This window comes from Rhodococcus sp. NPDC080181, from assembly GCF_040702225.1.
GTDB classification, from domain to species: Bacteria; Actinomycetota; Actinomycetes; order Mycobacteriales; family Mycobacteriaceae; genus Rhodococcoides; species Rhodococcoides fascians.
Genome location: NZ_JBFBKN010000017.1, coordinates 1 through 18830 on the forward strand (window position 1 = coordinate 1; position 18830 = coordinate 18830).

Consider the following 18830-nt stretch of genomic DNA (forward strand, 5'->3'; position numbering starts at 1 on the left):
TTTCGTCCACCAGTTAATTCTACGAAAACCGCAACTTTAAAAGTACATCTACACCGCGTGTCGCGTTATCGTATCGGCGTAACTTAACGGCATTGAGATGTGGTGACCTTCGGTCCAGGCGGCGGGTTTTCCGCATCCCGGGAACGCGCAGCCGTGATCGCGGGCAGTCAATGCGCGTTTCTGTTTTGCGGTGACGGTGCGGGCGAGGTTGAGTGGGTTGCCGTTCTCGTCCATGACGATGGCGGTGAGGAGGCAATCGCAGGCCAGTTGTCGGGAAGTGTTGCGGGAGAGGGGTCCCATCCACGGTAGCCACCCGACCGACGTGCCGTCACCGAAGAGATCCCGATACGCGCTCCGGTTCGCGGTCGGGCTATCGGACTCGCCCCGGGGATCCGCCTCGCCCCGGCGATCGGACTCGTCCGTGTCGGGGTGGATCGGGTTTCCGGTGTCGATGTCAACCGGATCGGCTGGATCTGTCTCGTATTCTGCTGTGGCGCGGGTCGTTTCGTCGTCGGTGATGTCGCTGTTGTTCTGGCTGCTCTGGCTTTGGAGGTCCTGTAGCCGGACGTGCAGGTTGACGTGTGGTTTTTCGCCGCCTTCGGTGGGCCTGTTGCTGGAGGCGAGGTAGCGGTCGAGGATGTGTCCGAAGGCGTCGGCTCGTCGCTTGGCGGGGCTGCGGTCGTCTGGGGTGCCGTCTGAGGCTGGTCGGGGTTCGGTCAGCGGTGAGAGTGCGGTGAGCAGTTCTTCGCCGGTGATCGCGTCGAAATCGCCTTTCAACATCAGCCGCCCGTTCAAGGTCTTCGAGGCGAAGAGTTCGTTGCGGTCGGTGTCCTCGGCGGGCGGCTTCTTACCGCCGAAGGTGTCCTGCAACTTGGTGATGGCTGCGCGGATGCGGTCGGTACGGGCTTCGGGGCCGGTGGCGGCGGTGATCATGGCTGTACGAGCGAGATCGCGGCCCTCTTGGGGGAGGTTCTTCGGGGGTGTTTCGGCGAAGGTGAGGATCAACGCGGCGTGGTCGATGGTCATCACGCCGGTGTTGACGGCGTCGGCGATGTCGGGGAAGTTCTTCATGCCGCGGGCGAGGGCGACGATCTTGGTGGCTTTGGATGGTGAGAGAAGGGTGGTGGAGGTCAGCCAGCCGGCGGGTCCGGGGAACCCGAGCTTCTCTCGGCTCACGCGGGTGTCGATGTCGGCGACGAGAGCAATCCGCCGGGCCTCCAACAGTTGGATCTTGTGGGAGACATCAGCAGCGTCGGCGAGGAGTTCTGCCTCGCTCAGTTGCCAGATCTCCGTGGTCATGGACCAAGTGTATCGAACGTGTGTTTGATGCGCAATGATGATGCAATCGAAAACTATTGCTGTGCACAAGGATTCGGGAATCGGAAGGTGTCGGTGGTCCGTGATATCGCTCGGAGAGTACATTTCGAATCTGTGACGACGCCGATCTTGAAGAAATTGCGTGTTCCCGTTGTCGGTGCGCCCATGGCGGGCGGTCCGAGTACTCCCGAGCTCGCCCGGGCTGTGTCCGAGGCCGGCGGACTCGGAATGATCGCCGGCGCGTTGTTGACGCCGGATGCCTTTGCCGCGCAGGTGGATTCGATGCGGGGTCTGGTGTTCGGGGTCAATCTTTTCCTACCCGAGGAGCCGTCGGGCGCGGATGTCGACTCCTACGCCCAGCATCTGGCATCGTGGTTCGAGCGATTCGACGCCGAACCCGGCGTGCTGAAACGCCGCGATGATTACTACCCGGAGAAATTCGCCTGGCTGCTTGCCCATCCGGTGCCGGTGGTGTCGAGTACTTTCGCCACCTTCGATGCCGACGAGGTTGCCCAGCTGCATTCGGTGGGAACCGAAGTGTGGGCAACGGTAGCAACCGCCTCCGACGCGTCCATCGCCACCGCGAACGGTGTGGACGCGCTGGTGGTGCAGGGTCCCGAGGCGGGCGGACACCGAGGCACGTTCGACGGATCGGCCCCGGAAGAGCCGTTGACGGAGCTACTGGTCGCCGTACGTGAAATTTCGGATTTGCCCCGAATCGCGGCCGGCGGGCTCATGGACGGCAACGACATTGCGCCGCTGCTGGATTCGGGTGCCGCGCATGCAGCCCAGCTGGGTACCGCGTTTCTGAACACTCCCGAGGCAGGAACGAAGCCCGTGCACCGCGAGCAGCTGGCCAGTGCGTCGGGTACCGCCGTGACGAAGGCGTTTTCGGGCCGTCCTGCGCGGGGCTTGGTGAACGAGTTCATGCGCGAGAACTCCGACGCCGCCCCGCTGGCGTATCCCGATCTGCACTATCTGACCGCGCCGATGCGCGCGAAGGCCGCAGCTGCGGGTGACCCGTCGGGACTGTCGATGTGGGCCGGGACCGGCTATCGCCGCGCTCAGGCGAAACCGGCGGCCGAGCTGGTCGCCGAATGGGCGAGGCAACTCGGCCGCTGAACCGGACAGCTCAGGGGTTGGCGTGGGCGGGCTGGAAGTGTCCCGATGCCTGCGCTTCCTCTGCTCGGATGACGTGCACCACGGCGTTGATCAACGCCAAGTGCGTGAATGCTTGCGGAAAGTTGCCGAGGTGACGGCCGGTGCGATGGTCGATCTCTTCGGCGTAGAGCTTGAGCGGGCTCGCGTAGGCAAGCAGGCGTTCGCACAGGTGCTTGGCGCGCGGGAGTTCGTCGATCTCCACCAGAGCGGACACGAGCCAGAACGAGCAGATCGTGAACGTGCCCTCCTCGCCGGACAAACCGTCGTCGGTGGTGTCGGTTCGATAGCGCAGAACCAAGCCGTCCTCGGTCAACTCGTCGGCGATGGCGAGCACTGTTGCACGAATGCGTTCGTCGTCGGCCGGCAGAAATCGCAGGAGCGGTGCGAGTAGTAACGACGCGTCCAGAGAGGGATCTCCGTACCGCTGCGTCAGCACGCCGCGCGAGTCCACGCCGTTGTCGAGGATGTCGGCCCTGATCTCGTCGGCGATTTCGTTCCACTTGGTCGAGTAGTCCTTCTCGCCGTGGATATCGGCGAGCTTCGCACCGCGATCGAGCGCAACCCAACACATCAGCTTCGAGGACGTGAAGTGCTGGGGCTCACCGCGTACCTCCCAGATGCCACGGTCGGGTTTGCGCCAGTTCGCGATCGCTTCCTCGACCTGCCGCTTGAGCAGAGGCCACAGGAACTCCGGGACGTGTTCACGCGACTTGACGTGCAAGTACACCGAGTCGAGCATGGTGCCCCAGATGTCGTGCTGCTCTTGGTCGTAGGCACCGTTGCCGATACGTACCGGTCGGGCACCGTCGTACCCGGACAAGTGCGGCAGCTCGGCCTCGTCGAGGGTCTTCTCACCGCCGATGCCGTACATCACCTGAAGCGGGTTGACCTCCCCGTCTGCACTGGTGGCTACATCGGACATGAAGGCGAAGAAGTCGTTGGCCTCACGGTCGAGCCCGAGCGTGTACAGACCCCACAGAGCGAATGTGGAGTCGCGGACCCAGGTGTAGCGATAGTCCCAATTGCGTTCCCCACCAGGTGTTTCGGGTAGCGACGTGGTCGACGCGGCGAGCAGTGCTCCCGTGGGTGCGTAGGTCAGTCCTTTGAGGGTCAGAGCGCTGCGCTGGAGGTAGCCGCGCCACGGATGATCGGGGAATCGGCCGATCGTGATCCACTGCCGCCAGCATTCCGAGGTCTGCCACATCTTGCTGGCCGCTTCCTCGAACGTCTGCGGTGCGGGAAGATCGGACCACGACAGCGCGACGAAGATGTTGTCGCCCTCCGTCATTCGGGTTCGCGCGCGTGCTTCGCGGCCCTCGATGCCGATCCGAAGATTGGTGGTCAATTTCAGGGTGGGCTGGTCGCCGTCGGCGCTCGCCTCGCAGGTCGCGGTGGTCTCCTCGTACACCTTGCCGGTGTACTCCCATGTCGCGGGTGCCCGATGGTAGTCGAAGGCGGGCTCGCAGCTCATCTCCAATTCGACTGTGCCGCTGACACATTTGATGGTTCGGAGCAAGATGTGCTCGGCATCCCAGTCGCTCGGTGCGCGCTTGTGAGTTCGAGAACGCTGGTCGGTGTTGTGCCAGGGACCCATCACCAACGCGTCACGCACGATGAGCCACCCGGTCTCGGTCTGCCAGGTCGTCTCCACGATGAGCCCGCCGGGCAGGTATCGACGAGCGGCGGGTACCGACTGTCCGTACGGCCCGACGCGGAAGTGGCCCGCGCTGCGATCGAGGACGGCACCGAAAATACTGGGGGAGTCCGGCCGCGGTACACACATCCATTCGACGGAGCCGTTTCGGGCGATGAGGCACGTCGTCTCGCAGTCCGAGAGAAATGCGTAGTCGTCGATGGGCGGAAACGCGCTGCGGTAGGAGACCAACGTGGACACCGGCGCATCGGTGCTGCCCAACGCACCTTGGACCTCCGTTCCGCCCAGGCCTGGATGTCCAGAGCCCATGGCCGGCTCCTCGGCGACCGGGGGCACGGGCGAAACCTCATCGAATGCCGTCATGGCGTAATCATCGACCGATCCGTGGCAGCCGTCCACTGAGAGGCCGTACTCGGCGTGGCGCGGCTCAGGTGGAGCCCTGGTTTAAGCTGCGAGGATGGAATCGTTCGCGCGGTGGTGGGACGGCGTCGAGCTGTGGGTGACGGGCCTTCCGTTCGTTCCGCAGTCGGTGGTCGTCCTCGCAGTGCTCGTTCCGGTTGCGTTCGTCTCGGCTCGGGTGTTCGATCGCGTGCTGGCAGTGATCCTGCGCGTGTTGGGCCGTGACGCCAGCGCAGCACGCGAGGCCGAGCTCTCGGCCTCGACGTCTACGACGAAGGATGGACTGTAATGCCGCGGTCTCGGGTGACATGGGCTCTGATCGCGCTGCTGGCGTTGGTCGTCATCGCGTGGTTGATCACTCGCTGACACGCGCCCGTCGTGCACATGCACGACTCCTCTGATTAGAGTCGGTCCGGAACCTCTGCTAGATTCCTGACCGTGTCTTCTGCCGCCGAGTACCGCGTCCGCCACCAGTTGGCGTTGATTGCTGTCGGCATGCTGGCAGTCGCCGATATCGACTGTTGTTGATTCTTTCCTTCGCGAATCGGTTTCGTCGATCCACTGTCGCCGCGTAGCGCAGTGTGTCCGCACGACGGACCGGAGTCCGTGCCGCCAGTTCGCTGCTTCGCCGGCCGGGTCCTGACTGCTACGGCGCTCAGCGCGAATCACCTTGCGTGTCTTGTGTTCTTTCCTCATCGTCACACCACCATGAAAGGCCTTTCGCAATGAGGCATCGTTCTCGTTATCTGCTCACCACGTTCGCAGCTGTGGGAACTCTTCTGGTCACCGCCTGCGGCGGCGGTTCCAGCGATGTCGTCGGGGGCGGGTCGGACACTGCCAGTGGCCCGGCTCTGACACTCGTCGGCTACGCAGTGCCGAAGAACGGCTGGGACGCAATCGGTCCGGCGTTCGCAGCCACCGAGGATGGAGAGGGTACGGCGATCAACGCCGACTACGGCGCATCGGGAAACCAGTCGCGCAAGGTCGCCGACGGCGCGCCTGCGGACATCGTCAACTTCTCCGTCGAGCCGGATGTCACTCGACTTGTCAAGGCGGGCAAGGTCGACGAGGACTGGAACCAGAACGCGTACGGCGGGGTGCCGTTCGGCTCGGTGGTGACCATCGTCGTCCGCGAGGGCAATCCGAAGAACATCCAGACGTGGGACGACCTGATCAAGCCCGACGTTCAGGTCATCAGCCCGAGCCCCCTCAGCTCCGGATCGGCGAAGTGGAACCTGCTCGCGCCGTACGCCGCCAAGAGCAACGGTGGCCAGGACAAGCAGGCCGGTCTCGACTTCGTTCGTACGCTCGTCGCCGATCACTTCCCTGTGCAGCCCGAATCCGGCCGCGCCGCAACCGAAGCGTTCCTGCAGGGACAGGGCGACGCGCTACTGAGCTACGAGAACGAGGCACTGCTCATCGAAGAGCAGGGACAGAAGGTGGAGCACGTGGACGTCCCCGTCACCTTCCGCATCGACAACCCGGTGGCAGTGATCAACAGCAGTGCGAACCTCGAGCGTGCGAATGCTCTGAACGATTTCGTCTACTCCGACGAAGGCCAGAAGATCTGGGCCGAGGCGGGTTTCCGGCCGACCAACCCGGAGATCGCCTCCGAGTACTCGGACAAGTTCTTCACGCCCGAAAAGCTCTACACCATCGATGATCTCGGCGGCTGGACTCAGGTCGACGCCGACCTGTTCGGAGACAACGGCGCAATTGCGACGATCTACCAGGAAAGTACTCGGTAGATGTCGTCGTCGACCGGTGAACCCGCGGCCCCGGGTTCGATCGTCCCGCCCAGTGCGACACCTCGGTTTCGTGCTGGGCGGGAAGGCCGCAAGTTCCGGGGCCCCGGTTCGGTGGGTCCGCTGGGCCTCGGTGTCGCCGTTCTGTGGCTCAGTGTCATCGTGCTGCTGCCGTTGGCGGCGTTGACGGTTCAGTCGTTCGACGGCGGCCTCGGTGGTTTCTGGGATGCGGTCACCGAGACACGTGCCATCGCCACGTTCAAGGTGACTCTGCTGGTGTCCGTGGCTGCCGCCGTGATCAACCTCTTTCTCGGCACTCTGATCGCGTGGGTTCTGGTACGCGACGAGTTTCCCGGCAAGCGTTTCGTCAATGCCCTGATCGACCTGCCGTTCGCACTACCGACCATCGTGGCGAGCTTGGTGTTGCTGTCGCTGTACGGACCGTCGAGTCCGATCGGCATCGTCTTCAACGCCACCAAGCCTGCGGTCATCGTGGCGCTGCTGTTCGTCACGCTCCCGTTCGTGGTGCGTGCGGTGCAGCCGGTGCTGATAGAACTCGACAAGGATGTCGAAGAGGCGGCCGCATCGCTGGGTGCGAACAACTGGACCATCTTTCGGCGCATCGTGTTGCCGGTACTGCTTCCGGCTGTGCTCTCGGGCGGTGGGCTCGCGTTCGCCCGTGCCATCGGCGAATTCGGGTCGGTGGTGTTGATCGGCGGCAACATCCCCAACGACACGCAGGTCGCTTCGCAGTACATCCGTGAACTCATCGAGTACGACCGGCCGATCGACGCAGCCGCAATCTCCGTGGTGCTGTTGGCAATCGCCTTCGCTGTGCTGTTCGTGCTCCGCATCATCGGCAACAGGTTGGCCAGACGAGAAGAGCAGATCTCGTGAAAATCGGTCTCCCGATCAAACTGTCCCTGCGTGCCGTCGCACTGATCTATCTCGCTGTGCTCGTGCTGTTCCCCCTCGGTGCCATCCTGTTTCGCACGTTCGAGGACGGGGTGGTTGCGTTCTGGGAGCAGATCACCACTCCCGCCGCGCAATCCGCTCTCCAACTGTCGCTGTTGATCGTGGCGATCGTCGTTCCCATCAACGTCGTGTTCGGAATCGTCACGGCGTTGGCATTGGTACGCGGACGGTTCCGCGGCAAGGGGATACTCGAAGCGATCGTGGACCTGCCGTTCGCGGTGTCGCCGATCATCACCGGCGTCGCGCTCATCCTGCTGTGGGGTGCCAACGGATGGTTCGGTGGCATCGAAAGCCTCGGTTTCAAGGTCATCTTCGCGCTACCCGGCATGGTCATCGCGACGATATTCGTCACCTTGCCGTTCGTCGTTCGCGAAGTGGAACCGGTCCTGTACGAGATCGGTGAGGAGCAGGAAGAGGCTGCCTCGACCCTGGGTGCGAGCACCTGGCAGACGTTCTGGCGAATCACGTTGCCTGCCATCCGATGGGGACTGACCTACGGCGTGGTGCTCACCGTCGCACGTTCGCTCGGAGAATTCGGCGCGGTCATCATGGTCTCCACCAACCTGCCCGGCATTTCCCAGACGCTCACACTGCTGGTCAATTCACGGTACGAGGACTTCAATCAGCAGGGCGCATATGCGGCGTCCACGTTGCTCATGGCGATCGCCGTCATCGTGCTGCTGCTGATGACGGTTCTCGACAAGAAGAGGACGAAGTAATGACCGAGACATCTTCCGAGATCGAGATCTCCGTGGTCGGCGCGAACAAGCGCTACGGCGATTTCGCCGCCCTCGACGACGTCAGCATCGACATCCCGAAGGGCTCGCTGACGGCGCTGCTCGGACCCAGTGGCTCGGGCAAGTCCACGCTGCTTCGATCCATCGCAGGCCTCGAGCAGCTCGATACGGGCCGAGTGGTGCTGGCCGGCCAGGACGTCACCTGGGTGAGCCCGCAGCGTCGCGAGATCGGGTTCGTGTTTCAGCACTACGCCGCGTTCAAGCACCTGACGGTGCGCGACAACGTGGCATTCGGCTTACAGATCCGCAAGCGGCCCAAGGCCGAAATTGCCAAGAAGGTCGACGAACTGCTCGAGATCGTCGGTCTGGCCGGTTTCCAAGGCCGCTACCCGGCGCAGCTCTCCGGAGGACAGCGGCAACGCATGGCGCTGGCACGTGCACTCGCCGTCGACCCGCAGGTTCTCCTCCTCGACGAGCCCTTCGGTGCCCTCGATGCCAAGGTGCGCGCAGATCTACGGACGTGGCTGCGCCGATTGCACGACGAGGTGCACGTCACCACTGTGCTGGTGACCCACGACCAGGAAGAAGCGCTCGACGTCGCCGACCGAATCGCGGTGCTGAACAAGGGCAGAATCGAACAGGTCGGCACCCCGGAAGATCTCTACGATCGCCCTGCAAACAACTTCGTGATGTCGTTCCTCGGTCAGGTGGCCAGGCTGAACGGACTTCTGGTGCGCCCGCACGACATTCGTGTCGGACGCGACCCGTCGTTGGCACAGGCGCAGGCGAGTGGCACGGCAGAATCTGCCGGGGTGACGCGGGCCGTCGTCGAACGGGTCGTACGCCTCGGCTTCGAGGTGAAGGTCGAGCTGAAGAACGCGGCCACCGGCGAGTTGTTCGCGGCGCAGATCACGCGCGGCGACAGCGAGGCGCTGGGGCTGCACGAGGGCGAAACCGTGTACGTCCGTGCGACTCGGGTTCCGACGATCACGGATACGACGGAATCGGCTCCGCTGCACTGATCGGACGAGCGGGGCTGTTCGTGCTACGCGATCGAGTGATCGTGCGCGAGAGCTGCGTCGTACCGCCGGGAGGCGAGCTCGGCCACTGCCGGATGAGGGCCCAGAACATCGGCGTACGTCACGTTCGGGACGCCGTCCAGCACCTGTGAGATGCGATCGGTGAGCCTCCCGGGTGCCAGGAACCAGGGAGCCACCACGATCCGGGTGGCTCCCAGCGCGTGCAACTGCGCGACCGCGTCCAGTGGAGACGGATCGACGGACGTGGCGAAACAGGGGACAACTCCCGCCCAGCCGGTGCCGGACACCACTTCGTTCGCCACTCGACGGCTGCGGTCGTTCGCCGAGGAATCGCTCGATCCGACGGCAGCCAAGGCGACTCCGACGGTCGAATCGCCGAGCACCGCGCCGGCGTCGACAACTCGATCGCGAACGGCGTCGACGAGAAGTGGGTCGTCGCCCAGCACCTCGGACTGACCGATCGACACGCGCGGATGCCGGACCCGTGCTGCACCCAACAGCGCGGGCAGGTCCACTCGGGCGTGAAAAGCACTGCCCAACAACAGCGGAACCGCGACGATGCGAACATGCCCTGCATCGGCCAAGTCGTCGAGTACCTGCTCGACGCTGGGCTCACTGAGGTCGAGAAACGCCACGCGGACATCGAGATCCGGACGCCGTCGACGCAGGACGTCGACGGCGCGGTGGATCGTCTCGCTCGAGCGGGGATCGCGGCTGCCGTGCGCCACCGCGAGCAGAGCCGTCACGCCGGAACTGCCGACCCCAGCTCGACGGCGGCCAGTGCGTTGCCCACCAGACCGGCTGCCAGTGTGTTGCCACCGGCCGGATCGATCAGCAAGAAGCTGCCGGTGTGCCTGTTGACGGCGTAGTCGTCGGCCACGATCGGCTCGGCGACGCGAACAGAGATGCGTCCGATTTCGTTGAGCTCCAACGATTCCGGGCCCTCGTGCGCAGTGAGGTCCTGCTCGTCGAAACGCTCGACGAGCGCCCCGACGATGGCCTGGGTGGTACGAGTGCCGTGCTTGAGCAGCAGACGAGCGCCCGGGCGAAGCGGTTTCTCGGCCAGCCAGCACACCGTGGCCTCGAAGTCGCCGATCGGTTCCGGTGCGTCCTGCGGGGAGGCGATGGTGTCGCCGCGCGAGACGTCGACATCGTCGGCGAGGACGAGGGTGACGCTACGGCCGGCATGCGCGGTACGCAGCTCGCCGTCCGCGGTGTCGATGCGCTCCACTGTCGTTCGGGTGCCCGAGGGCAGGATGACGACCTCGTCGCCGACGTCGACGGAGCCCGCTGCGACCTGGCCGGCATATCCGCGGTAGTCCGGGAATTCCGCTGTGCGCGGCCGGATCACGTACTGCACGGGGAATCGCAGACCGACCCGGTGAGGTTCGGCGTCCACCGGGACCGACTCGAGGTGCTCGATGAGGGTGGGCCCGTCGTAGTACGGGGTCTTGTCGGACTTCACTGCCACGTTGTCGCCGTGCAACGCCGAGACGGGGATTTCGATGACGTCCTCGGTGGACCACCCGAGCGAGGAGGTCAGTGAATTGAATTCGGCCGAGATGTCGGCGAACACCGTCGCGGGGTCTTCGACCAGGTCGATCTTGTTGACGGCGAGCACCAGGCGCGGAACGCCGAGGAGGGCCAGAACCGCTGCATGCCTTCGGGTCTGAGTGATCACGCCTTTGCGGGCGTCGACGAGCAGGATGACCAACTGCGCCGTCGACGCGCCCGAGACGGTGTTGCGGGTGTACTGCACGTGGCCGGGGGTGTCGGCCAAAACGAAGGAGCGATTGGGCGTCGCGAAGTACCGGTAGGCAACGTCGATCGTGATGCCCTGTTCGCGCTCGGCACGCAGGCCGTCGACGAGCAGCGACAGATCGGGAGTGGACAATCCTTTGTCCACCGAGGCCCGAGTGACGGCGTCGATCTGGTCTGCCAGAACGGATTTGGTGTCGTACAACAGCCGTCCGACGAGAGTGGACTTGCCGTCGTCGACGCTGCCCGCGGTGGCGAGGCGAAGAAGCTGGGTGCCGCGAGTGGAGCCTGCGGAATGACCATTGGATATGCCCGTGCTGCTCATCAGAAGTATCCTTCTCGTTTGCGGTCTTCCATGGCAGCCTCGGAGACGCGGTCGTCGCCGCGAGTGGCTCCGCGTTCGGTCAGCCTGGACGCGGCGACCTCGGCCAGGATTGCCTGATTGTCGGCAGCATCGGACAGGACGGCACCGGTGGTGGATCCGTCGCCGACGGTGCGGTAGCGCACCGACAGTGTCTGCAACTCTTCACCTTCGGCCGGTCCGCCCCAGACGCCCGGCGTCATCCACATGCCGTCGCGCTGATACACCGGGCGCTGGTGGGCGTAGTAGATGCTGGCCAACTCCACGTCGTCGCGAGCGATGTAGCGCCAGATGTCGAGTTCGGTGAAATTGCTGAGCGGGAACACGCGCACCTGCTCGCCGGGGGAGTGCTTGCCGTTGTACAGGTTCCACAGTTCCGGGCGCTGCTTCTTGGGCTCCCACTGTCCGAATGCATTGCGCAGCGAGAAGATTCGCTCCTTGGCGCGGGCGCGTTCCTCGTCGCGTCGGGCACCGCCGAACACGGCGTCGAACCGGTTCTCGGAGATCGCGTCGAGGAGAGGAACGGTCTGCAGAGGGTTGCGGATGCCGTCGGGGCGCTCGGTGAGACGTCCGTCGGCGAGGTACTCCTCGACGCTGGCCACGTGCAGGCGCAGGTTGTACTTCGCAACCACGTGGTCGCGGAAATCCAGCACCTCCTGCAGGTTGTGCCCGGTGTCGACGTGCAGCAGTGCGAACGGCAGGGGAGCTGGCCAGAACGCCTTGATGGCCAGATGCAGCAGAACCGTCGAGTCCTTGCCACCCGAGAACAGGATGACTGGGCGCTCGAATTCGCCGGCCACCTCTCGGAAGATGTGGATGGCTTCGGATTCGAGTGCGTCGAGGGTGTCGAACCGATCTGCATCGAGATGGGTGCGTCCGACGGTCGCCGTCGTGAGGTCGAGTGTCATGAGGCGTGCAACCCACATTCGGTCTTGGCCTTGCCGGCCCAACGACCGCTGCGCGGGTCGGCTCCGGGGGCAGGTTTGACGGTGCACGGTGCGCACCCGATGGACGGATATCCCTCGTCGACGAGAGGGTTGACCAGGATCGAATGTTCGTCGATGTAGGCCTGCATCTCCTCGTCCGACCACGGTGCGATCGGGTTGATCTTCACGAGGCCGAAGGCGTCGTCGAACGAGATCAACGGAGCGTTGGCGCGTGTCGGGGCCTCGACTCGCCGGATGCCGGTGACCCACGCGCTGTAGTTCGCCAGTTCCTTCTTCAGCGGCGCCACTTTGCGCATCGCGCAGCAGCGGTTCGGTTCGCGGGCGAACAGGTCCTTGCCGTCGATCGCATCCTGTTCTGCGACGGTCTTCTCGGCGCGGGCGTTGACGACGTGCACGCCGTAGACGGCCTCGACGGCATCGCGCGTTCCGATGGTCTCGGCAAAGTGGTAGCCGGTGTCGAGGAACAGGACGTCCACTCCGGGGTGAACCTGTGCGGCGAGGTGAACGAGAACCCCGTCCTGCATGTTGGAGGCGACGATGAAATCGCTACCGAAGGTGTCCTCGGTCCATTGCAACAACTCGAGCGGGCTTGCGCCGTCGAGTTCGCGGGCACCGCACTCGGCGATGTCCTTCAGTTGGTCGACCGTCAAATTCAGTCTGGTACTCATCGCAAATCCGCCTCGTCTGCTCGCACGGCCCATTGAGCGAACCGTTCGCCGTCTTCGCGGTGCTTGTCGAAATTGCGCACCACTCTGTCGATGTAATCTCCCAGCTCGGAGCTGTTGACCTTGTGCTGACGCAACTTTCGGCCGAACGCACTGTCCAGGCCGAGGCTGCCTCCGAGGTGAACCTGGAAACCCTCGATCTGATTCCCGTCCCCGTCGTCGACCAACTGACCCTTGAAGCCGATGTCGGCGATCTGCGATCGCGCGCACGAGTTGGGGCAGCCGTTGATGTTGATCGTGATCGGAACGTCGAGTCGACTGTTGATGTCGGACAAGCGCTCTTCGAGCTCGGGGACGAGAACCTGTGAGCGCTTGCGGGTTTCGGCGAACGAGAGCTTGCAGAATTCGATGCCGCTGCACGCCATCAGGTTCTTGCGCCAGTGCGAGGGGCGGGCAGGTAGGCCCAGCGCGTCGAGGTCCGAGATCAGCTGCTCGAGCGTCTCGTCCGGAACGTCGAGGACGATCAGCTTCTGGTACGGCGTGAATCGGACGCGATCCGACCCGGCCTTCTCGGCGGCGTCGGCCACCGCGGCGAGGATGGTGCCGGAGACGCGGCCCGCGATGGGGGCAACGCCGACGGCGTTGAGGCCGTTCTTGAGCTTCTGGATCCCGACATGATCACGGGGCCGAGCGGGCTTCTCGGGAGCCGGGCCGTCGATGAGCTTGCGGTGCAAGTACTCGTCCTCGAGGACCTGGCGGAACTTCTCGATGCCCCAGTCCTTGATGAGGAACTTCAGGCGCGCCTTGGTGCGAAGCCGGCGGTAGCCGTAGTCGCGGAAGATCGAGACGACGCCCTCCCAGACGTCGGGGACGTCCGCGAGCGGAACCCAGACACCGACGCGCTGCGCGAGCATCGGGTTGGTGGACAGGCCGCCGCCGACCCACAGGTCGAGTCCTGGTCCGTGCTCGGGGTGGTTCACACCGATGAAGGCGACGTCGTTGATCTCGTGCACTACGTCCTGCAGACCCGAGATCGCGGTCTTGAACTTGCGTGGCAGGTTCGAGTACTCGGGCTTGCCGATGTACCGCTCGACGATCTCGTCGATGGCCGACGTCGGGTCGAGAATCTCGTCGACCGCTTCACCTGCCAGCGGGGAACCGAGCACCACACGGGGGCAGTCTCCGCATGCCTCGGTCGTCTTCAGGCCGACTGCCTCGATTCGACGCCAGATCTCGGGGACGTTCTCGACCTCGATCCAGTGAAACTGGACGTTCTCGCGATCGGAGAGGTCCGCGGTGTCGCGGCCGAACTCCTTCGAGATCTGAGCCAGAGTGCGCAGCTGCTCCAGATTCAATGCACCGGCATCGCACCGGATGCGCATCATGAAGTACTTCGCCTCGAGCAGGTCGATGTTGTCGTCACCGGTGAAGGTGCCGTCGTAGCCCTGTTCACGCTGGGTGTAGAGACCCCACCAGCGGAATCGGCCGCGCAGGTCGCCCTTGTCGATGCTGTCGAAACCCTGTTTCGAGTAGATGTTCTCGATGCGGGCGCGCACGTTGAGCGGGTTGTCGTCCTTCTTGGACTGCTCGTTGGCGTTGAGCGGCTCTCGATAGCCCAGAGCCCACTGGCCTTCGGCGCGACGCTTGGTCGGCCGCGGCGCTCGCTCTCGCGGTGTGGCGGAGGCAGCGTCGGTGGTCGCGTCGCTGGTCGACGACATGCAATGCTCCTGCATCTTCGGTGCGGGCCGGCTCCGATCGTTGCGCAGAAGAGCGCTCACGAGATGGTGCGGAACCGGTGGTTCGAATGGACTTGCTCCAAGGAGGGCTGGGTCAGCAGCCGGTCGTGTGTCGACACGACGCGCTGCAGACGCGGCCGAGATCGACATGGCGGCGCGCCACGAGTCGAATTCCTGAGTCGGTCACGGGTGCCATTGTGCCACGTCATCGACCGGGTGCCGACCGCGGCGGCCTATTTACCCCAAAATTCCGGTAAATAGGCTGGCAGGGTGCGAGTCGTGCGTGCACAGCGCCCTGGGCGGCGCGTGGATCGGGCCGCCGGTGAACTCTGGGACACTGGAGTCCGTGAATACCGTCGTCGATACCTCCTCAGTCTTCGAGCTGCCGTCCGGCGCATTCGACGGAGTGGGGGAACGTGCGTTCGGGATCTACGTGCATGTGCCCTTCTGCGCCACGCGATGCGGGTACTGCGACTTCAATACGTATACGGCCGGGGAGCTGGGCACATCGGCGTCGCCGCAGTCCTGGTTGGAGGGCCTGCGCAGAGAACTCGACGCTGCGGCGAACCTGATCGGAACGGGCGCGGGTCGAGTACCGATGGCCGACACAGTCTTCGTCGGAGGTGGGACGCCGTCGTTGCTCGGGGGCGACGGCCTCGCGGACGTATTGGGCGCGGTCCGGTCGAGCTTCGGGCTGTCCGACGGTGCGGAAGTGACCACGGAATCGAACCCGGAATCGACGTCGCCTGCATTCTTCGAGCGGCTGCGCGACGCCGGGTTCACGCGGGTGTCGTTGGGCATGCAGTCCGCGGCACCGCACGTTCTGGCGGTTCTGGATCGCACCCACACTCCGGGACGAGCGGTGGCCGCGGCGAAGGAAGCGTCCGCAGCCGGCTTCGAGCACGTGAACCTCGACCTCATCTACGGAACGCCGGGCGAGCGAGACAGCGATCTCGATCAGTCCCTCGCTGCGGTGCTCGACGCGGGTGTCGACCATGTCTCCGCGTACGCACTGATCGTCGAGGACGGCACCGCCATGGCGCGAAAGGTGCGTCGAGGTGAGTTGCCCGCACCCGACGACGACGTGTTGGCGAGCCGATACGAGCGCATCGACACGGCCATGAACGCGGCGGGCCTGTCCTGGTACGAGGTATCGAACTGGGCCGCCGATGCCGATGCGCGTTGCCGGCACAACATCGGCTACTGGGACGGCGGCGATTGGTGGGGTGCCGGGCCGGGAGCGCACAGCCACATCGGCGGCACGCGATTCTGGAACGTCAAACACCCGGCCACCTACGCCGATCGGCTCGCCGCGGGCGAGCTGCCGGTGCAGGGCAGTGAGCTGCTCACCGCGCAGGACCGTCATCTCGAAGAACTGATGCTGACCGTGCGTCTGCGCTCAGGGGTGCCGATGAGTCTGCTGGGGCCGACCGAGCTCGCAGCCGCCGAGCAGACCGTGGCGGACGGGTTGATGGTGCAGCGAGGTGATCACCTCGTGCTGACCGACCGCGGCCGGTTGCTCGCCGACGCCGTGGTGCGCACCATCGCCGCGGCCTGAACGATCTGTTTCAGGCTGCAGTGTTCTCAGGCCCTCGAACCCTCAGGCTCCCAGGGCGTCGTAGTCGAACACTCTGGCGTGCAACACCGTTCGACTGCGCAGCGCCGCCCGGACAGCGCGGTGCAGGCCGTCCTCGAGGTAGATGACGCCTCGGAACTGCACAGCATGGGGGAACAGGTCGCCGTAGAAGGTGGAGTCCTCGGACAACAACCGGTCGAGTTCGAGCACCTTGGTGGTGGTGACGATCTCGTCCAAACGCAGTTGGCGTGGAGGAATTCTCGACCAGTCCCTGATGGACAGGCCGTGCTCCGGGTAGGGCTTTCCGTCTCGTACACCCTTGAAGATCATCGCGAGCCTCGAACCGCTGGACCGAATCGAAAGACAGTTTCCACTCGGACCACAGTAAGGCCTTGCACGAGCATGCGTTCCTCGGCTACTAGACTCGAGCGACGATTGACAACGAGAACGGAGGTGGGCACCGATGTCGAGCACCGACGACAGGCGGTTCGAGGTTCTGCGAGCGATCGTGGCGGACTACGTGTCCACTCAGGAGCCCGTGGGATCGCGTGCTCTTGTCGAGCGTCACAACTTGGGTGTGTCGAGTGCGACCGTGCGCAACGACATGGCGGTCCTCGAGGCAGAGGGCTACATCGCCCAACCGCACACCAGCTCCGGGCGGGTGCCGACCGACAAGGGCTACCGCCAGTTCGTGGACCGGATCGCCGACGTCAAACCGTTGTCAGCGGCCGAGCGTCGCGCCATTCTGGAGTTTCTCGAGAACGGCGTCGACCTGGACGATGTGCTGCGCCGTGGGGTTCGACTGCTCGCTCAGCTGACCCGGCAGGTAGCCGTGGTTCAGTACCCGACGCTGTCGGCGTCCTCGGTTCGACATCTGGAGGTCGTCGCTCTCACACCGGCTCGGCTGCTGTTGGTGCTCATCACCGACTCCGGCCGGGTCGATCAACGCATCGTCGAACTCGGCGACGTCATCGACGACGAGAACTTGGCCCAGTTGCGGCGGTTGCTCGGCGGCGCACTGGAAGGCAAGCGGCTGGCGGCGGCGTCCGCAGCCGTGGCCGAGCTGGCCGAGAATGCACCTCCCGCCCTGCGTGACGCGATGATTCGTTCGGCCACGGTGCTGGTGGAATCGCTCGTCGAACATCCCGAGGAGCGGCTGGTTCTCGGCGGAACGGCCAATCTGACGCGCAATGCGGCGGACTTCGCGGGAGACGCAGGGTTTCCGGGATCGCTCCGAGCGGTACTCGAAGCGCTGGAAGAGCAAGTGGTGGTACTCAAGCTGCTCGCCGTGACGCAGGACACCCGCACCGTCACCGTGCGTATCGGCGAGGAGACGCAGGTCGAGGAGATGCGCGGAACATCGGTGATTTCCACCGGATACGGCTCTGCTGGCATGGTCCTGGGAGGGATGGGCGTTCTCGGCCCCACCCGAATGGACTATCCAGGAACAATCGCGTCGGTCGCGGCGGTTGCCAGGTACATCGGCGAGGTCCTGGCCGAGCGCTGACGCGAGCCGACGATCCATCGTCGGCCGCGGGGGCACAGCGGCCGCGACACAGCATCAACGAACGAGATTCATCTTCTAGGACGAAAGAGACGACGTGGCACGGGATTATTACGGGACTTTGGGCGTCGGCCAGCAGGCTACGGACCAGGAGATCAAACGCGCGTACCGCAAATTGGCGCGAGAGTTGCACCCGGACGTGAACCCGGACGAGGCCGCACAGGCCCGGTTCAAGGACATTTCCACCGCATACGAGGTGCTCTCCGATCCGGAGAAGCGTCGAATCGTCGACCTCGGCGGCGATCCTCTGCAGCAGGGCGGCGGCGGTGGTGGCGGCGGATTCGGCGGTGCCGGATTCGGGGGCGGCCTCGGCGACGTCTTCGAAGCGTTCTTCGGCGGCGGCGCAGGCGGTGGACAGCGCGGACCCAAGGGACGCGTACAACCCGGAGCCGATTCGCTGCTGCGAACCAAACTCACCCTCGACGAATGCGCCACCGGCGTCACCAAGCACATCACCGTCGACACGGCGATCCTGTGCGACCTGTGCACCGGCTCGGGCACCAACGGCGATTCCAAGCCCGTTCGGTGCGAGACCTGTGGCGGTGCCGGCGAAGTGCAGTCGGTGCAGCGCTCGTTCCTCGGCCAGGTCATGACCAGCCGTCCGTGCCCCACCTGCCGCGGTGCAGGCGAGACCATCCCGGACCCCTGCCGAAAGTGCGGCGGCGACGGCCGGGTGCGTTCGCGTCGGGACATCTCGGTGAAGGTCCCGGTCGGCGTCAGCAACGGCATGCGCATCAGGTTGGCCTCGCAGGGCGAGGTCGGGCCGGGTGGCGGCCCCGCAGGCGATCTCTACGTGGAAATCGTGGAGCAGCAGCACGAGGTGTTCGTCCGTGACGGCGACGATCTGCACTGCACCGTTCGCGTCCCGATGGTCGACGCGGCACTCGGTACGTCGGTGACGGTCGACGCCATCATCGACGGCCCGACCGAGATCTCGATCGAGCAAGGGACACAACCGAACTCGACGACGGTGCTGCGCGGGCACGGGATGCCCAAGCTCCGTTCCGGTATCCGCGGTGACCTGCACGCCCACCTCGAGGTCATCGTGCCGACCAAGCTGGACAGCAAGCAGACCCACCTGCTCGAACAGCTCAAGACCATGCGCGACCGCGATTCGGCGGAGGTCGTCACCACCGGTTCGGCGCACAGCGGCGGCCTGTTCTCGCGGTTGCGGGAAGCCTTCAGCGGGCGCTGA

At 64.8% G+C, this 18830-nt stretch carries 18 protein-coding genes; 10 read left to right on the plus strand and 8 right to left on the minus strand.

All coding sequences use genetic code 11. The features are described 5' to 3' along the window. Positions 1-48: 48 nt before the first annotated feature. Positions 49-1299 carry a DUF222 domain-containing protein gene (locus tag AB0O58_RS18805; RefSeq protein WP_366238596.1) on the minus strand — a complete coding sequence of 417 codons (1251 nt, stop codon included), beginning with the start codon at positions 1297-1299 and terminating at the stop codon, positions 49-51. Between the two features lie 132 nt (positions 1300-1431). On the opposite strand from AB0O58_RS18805, the gene AB0O58_RS18810 reads away from it, so the two are divergent. Then, complete coding sequence (locus AB0O58_RS18810; RefSeq protein WP_048318615.1) at positions 1432-2439, plus strand: nitronate monooxygenase; 1008 nt, start codon at positions 1432-1434, stop codon at positions 2437-2439. 10 nt (positions 2440-2449) lie between these two features. Here AB0O58_RS18810 and AB0O58_RS18815 read toward each other — a convergent pair whose 3' ends face one another. Continuing rightward, complete coding sequence (locus tag AB0O58_RS18815) at positions 2450-4495, minus strand: glycoside hydrolase family 15 protein (RefSeq protein WP_257886160.1); 2046 nt, start codon at positions 4493-4495, stop codon at positions 2450-2452. 94 nt (positions 4496-4589) lie between these two features. Here AB0O58_RS18815 and AB0O58_RS18820 point away from each other — a divergent pair, with 94 nt between their 5' ends. From AB0O58_RS18820 to AB0O58_RS18845, 6 genes are all read left to right on the plus strand, one after another. Next, positions 4590-4820 carry a hypothetical protein gene (locus AB0O58_RS18820; RefSeq protein WP_027497514.1) on the plus strand — a complete coding sequence of 77 codons (231 nt, stop codon included), beginning with the start codon at positions 4590-4592 and terminating at the stop codon, positions 4818-4820. Positions 4821-4969: 149 nt separating this feature from the next. After that, positions 4970-5059: an Ms4533A family Cys-rich leader peptide gene (locus tag AB0O58_RS18825; protein ID WP_310180897.1), complete on the plus strand. Its 90-nt coding sequence runs from the start codon at positions 4970-4972 to the stop codon at positions 5057-5059. Positions 5060-5256: 197 nt separating this feature from the next. Continuing rightward, positions 5257-6279 (plus strand): sulfate ABC transporter substrate-binding protein, encoded by a 1023-nt coding sequence (locus AB0O58_RS18830; protein ID WP_032368180.1) that lies wholly within the window; start codon positions 5257-5259, stop codon positions 6277-6279. Continuing rightward, a complete protein-coding gene (cysT, locus tag AB0O58_RS18835) occupies positions 6280-7173 on the plus strand; it encodes a sulfate ABC transporter permease subunit CysT (protein ID WP_027497512.1) in 894 nt (297 codons plus the stop codon). Then, positions 7170-7970: a sulfate ABC transporter permease subunit CysW gene (cysW, locus tag AB0O58_RS18840; protein ID WP_027497511.1), complete on the plus strand. Its 801-nt coding sequence runs from the start codon at positions 7170-7172 to the stop codon at positions 7968-7970. The genes cysT and cysW overlap by 4 nt, the downstream gene beginning before the upstream one ends. Further along, complete coding sequence (locus AB0O58_RS18845) at positions 7970-9010, plus strand: sulfate/molybdate ABC transporter ATP-binding protein (protein ID WP_283541632.1); 1041 nt, start codon at positions 7970-7972, stop codon at positions 9008-9010. Before cysW ends, AB0O58_RS18845 begins: the two co-directional genes overlap by 1 nt. A gap of 23 nt (positions 9011-9033) precedes the next feature. Here AB0O58_RS18845 and AB0O58_RS18850 read toward each other — a convergent pair whose 3' ends face one another. From AB0O58_RS18850 to AB0O58_RS18870, 5 genes are read right to left on the minus strand one after another with little or no spacing between them, the layout of a single operon-like run. Beyond that, a complete protein-coding gene (locus AB0O58_RS18850; protein ID WP_283541633.1) occupies positions 9034-9774 on the minus strand; it encodes a sirohydrochlorin chelatase in 741 nt (246 codons plus the stop codon). Then, positions 9771-11111 (minus strand): GTP-binding protein, encoded by a 1341-nt coding sequence (locus AB0O58_RS18855; RefSeq protein WP_206498204.1) that lies wholly within the window; start codon positions 11109-11111, stop codon positions 9771-9773. The genes AB0O58_RS18850 and AB0O58_RS18855 overlap by 4 nt, the downstream gene beginning before the upstream one ends. Next, positions 11111-12055, minus strand: coding sequence for a sulfate adenylyltransferase subunit CysD (gene cysD / locus AB0O58_RS18860; RefSeq protein ID WP_032374427.1), 945 nt, complete (start codon positions 12053-12055; stop codon positions 11111-11113). Before cysD ends, AB0O58_RS18855 begins: the two co-directional genes overlap by 1 nt. Beyond that, the gene (locus tag AB0O58_RS18865; RefSeq protein ID WP_032374561.1) at positions 12052-12762 is read right to left on the minus strand and encodes a phosphoadenylyl-sulfate reductase; all 711 of its coding nucleotides are present in this window, start codon (positions 12760-12762) and stop codon (positions 12052-12054) included. The genes cysD and AB0O58_RS18865 overlap by 4 nt, the downstream gene beginning before the upstream one ends. Then, entirely contained in the window at positions 12759-14477 is a 1719-nt protein-coding gene (locus tag AB0O58_RS18870) for a nitrite/sulfite reductase (RefSeq protein ID WP_032374560.1), read from the minus strand. Before AB0O58_RS18870 ends, AB0O58_RS18865 begins: the two co-directional genes overlap by 4 nt. A 364-nt stretch (positions 14478-14841) precedes the next feature. Between AB0O58_RS18870 and hemW the strand changes: the two genes are divergently transcribed. Then, positions 14842-16053 carry a radical SAM family heme chaperone HemW gene (gene hemW / locus AB0O58_RS18875; protein WP_032374426.1) on the plus strand — a complete coding sequence of 404 codons (1212 nt, stop codon included), beginning with the start codon at positions 14842-14844 and terminating at the stop codon, positions 16051-16053. A 42-nt stretch (positions 16054-16095) separates the two neighbouring features. Here the strand turns inward: hemW and AB0O58_RS18880 are convergent, their stop codons facing one another. After that, positions 16096-16401 (minus strand): type II toxin-antitoxin system VapB family antitoxin, encoded by a 306-nt coding sequence (locus AB0O58_RS18880; RefSeq protein ID WP_027497503.1) that lies wholly within the window; start codon positions 16399-16401, stop codon positions 16096-16098. A 133-nt stretch (positions 16402-16534) separates the two neighbouring features. On the opposite strand from AB0O58_RS18880, the gene hrcA reads away from it, so the two are divergent. Both hrcA and dnaJ read left to right on the plus strand, forming a co-directional pair. Then, positions 16535-17578, plus strand: a complete 1044-nt coding sequence (gene hrcA / locus AB0O58_RS18885; protein WP_027497502.1) for a heat-inducible transcriptional repressor HrcA — start codon at positions 16535-16537, stop codon at positions 17576-17578. A 94-nt stretch (positions 17579-17672) separates the two neighbouring features. Beyond that, positions 17673-18830 carry a molecular chaperone DnaJ gene (gene dnaJ / locus AB0O58_RS18890; RefSeq protein ID WP_027497501.1) on the plus strand — a complete coding sequence of 386 codons (1158 nt, stop codon included), beginning with the start codon at positions 17673-17675 and terminating at the stop codon, positions 18828-18830.

What these genes read in the sequence shown, in the direction of transcription:
- AB0O58_RS18855 (WP_206498204.1), bottom strand. Translation starts at nt 11,111, where the DNA reads ATGAGCAGCACGGGCATATCCAATGGTCATTCCGCAGGCTCCACTCGC.
- AB0O58_RS18865 (WP_032374561.1), bottom strand. Translation starts at nt 12,762, where the DNA reads ATGAGTACCAGACTGAATTTGACGGTCGACCAACTGAAGGACATCGCC.
- AB0O58_RS18805 (WP_366238596.1), bottom strand. Translation starts at nt 1,299, where the DNA reads ATGACCACGGAGATCTGGCAACTGAGCGAGGCAGAACTCCTCGCCGAC.
- cysT (WP_027497512.1), top strand. Translation starts at nt 6,280, where the DNA reads ATGTCGTCGTCGACCGGTGAACCCGCGGCCCCGGGTTCGATCGTCCCG.
- AB0O58_RS18830 (WP_032368180.1), top strand. Translation starts at nt 5,257, where the DNA reads ATGAGGCATCGTTCTCGTTATCTGCTCACCACGTTCGCAGCTGTGGGA.
- AB0O58_RS18815 (WP_257886160.1), bottom strand. Translation starts at nt 4,495, where the DNA reads ATGACGGCATTCGATGAGGTTTCGCCCGTGCCCCCGGTCGCCGAGGAG.
- AB0O58_RS18820 (WP_027497514.1), top strand. Translation starts at nt 4,590, where the DNA reads ATGGAATCGTTCGCGCGGTGGTGGGACGGCGTCGAGCTGTGGGTGACG.
- AB0O58_RS18880 (WP_027497503.1), bottom strand. Translation starts at nt 16,401, where the DNA reads ATGATCTTCAAGGGTGTACGAGACGGAAAGCCCTACCCGGAGCACGGC.
- hrcA (WP_027497502.1), top strand. Translation starts at nt 16,535, where the DNA reads ATGTCGAGCACCGACGACAGGCGGTTCGAGGTTCTGCGAGCGATCGTG.
- AB0O58_RS18845 (WP_283541632.1), top strand. Translation starts at nt 7,970, where the DNA reads ATGACCGAGACATCTTCCGAGATCGAGATCTCCGTGGTCGGCGCGAAC.
- cysD (WP_032374427.1), bottom strand. Translation starts at nt 12,055, where the DNA reads ATGACACTCGACCTCACGACGGCGACCGTCGGACGCACCCATCTCGAT.
- AB0O58_RS18870 (WP_032374560.1), bottom strand. Translation starts at nt 14,477, where the DNA reads ATGTCGTCGACCAGCGACGCGACCACCGACGCTGCCTCCGCCACACCG.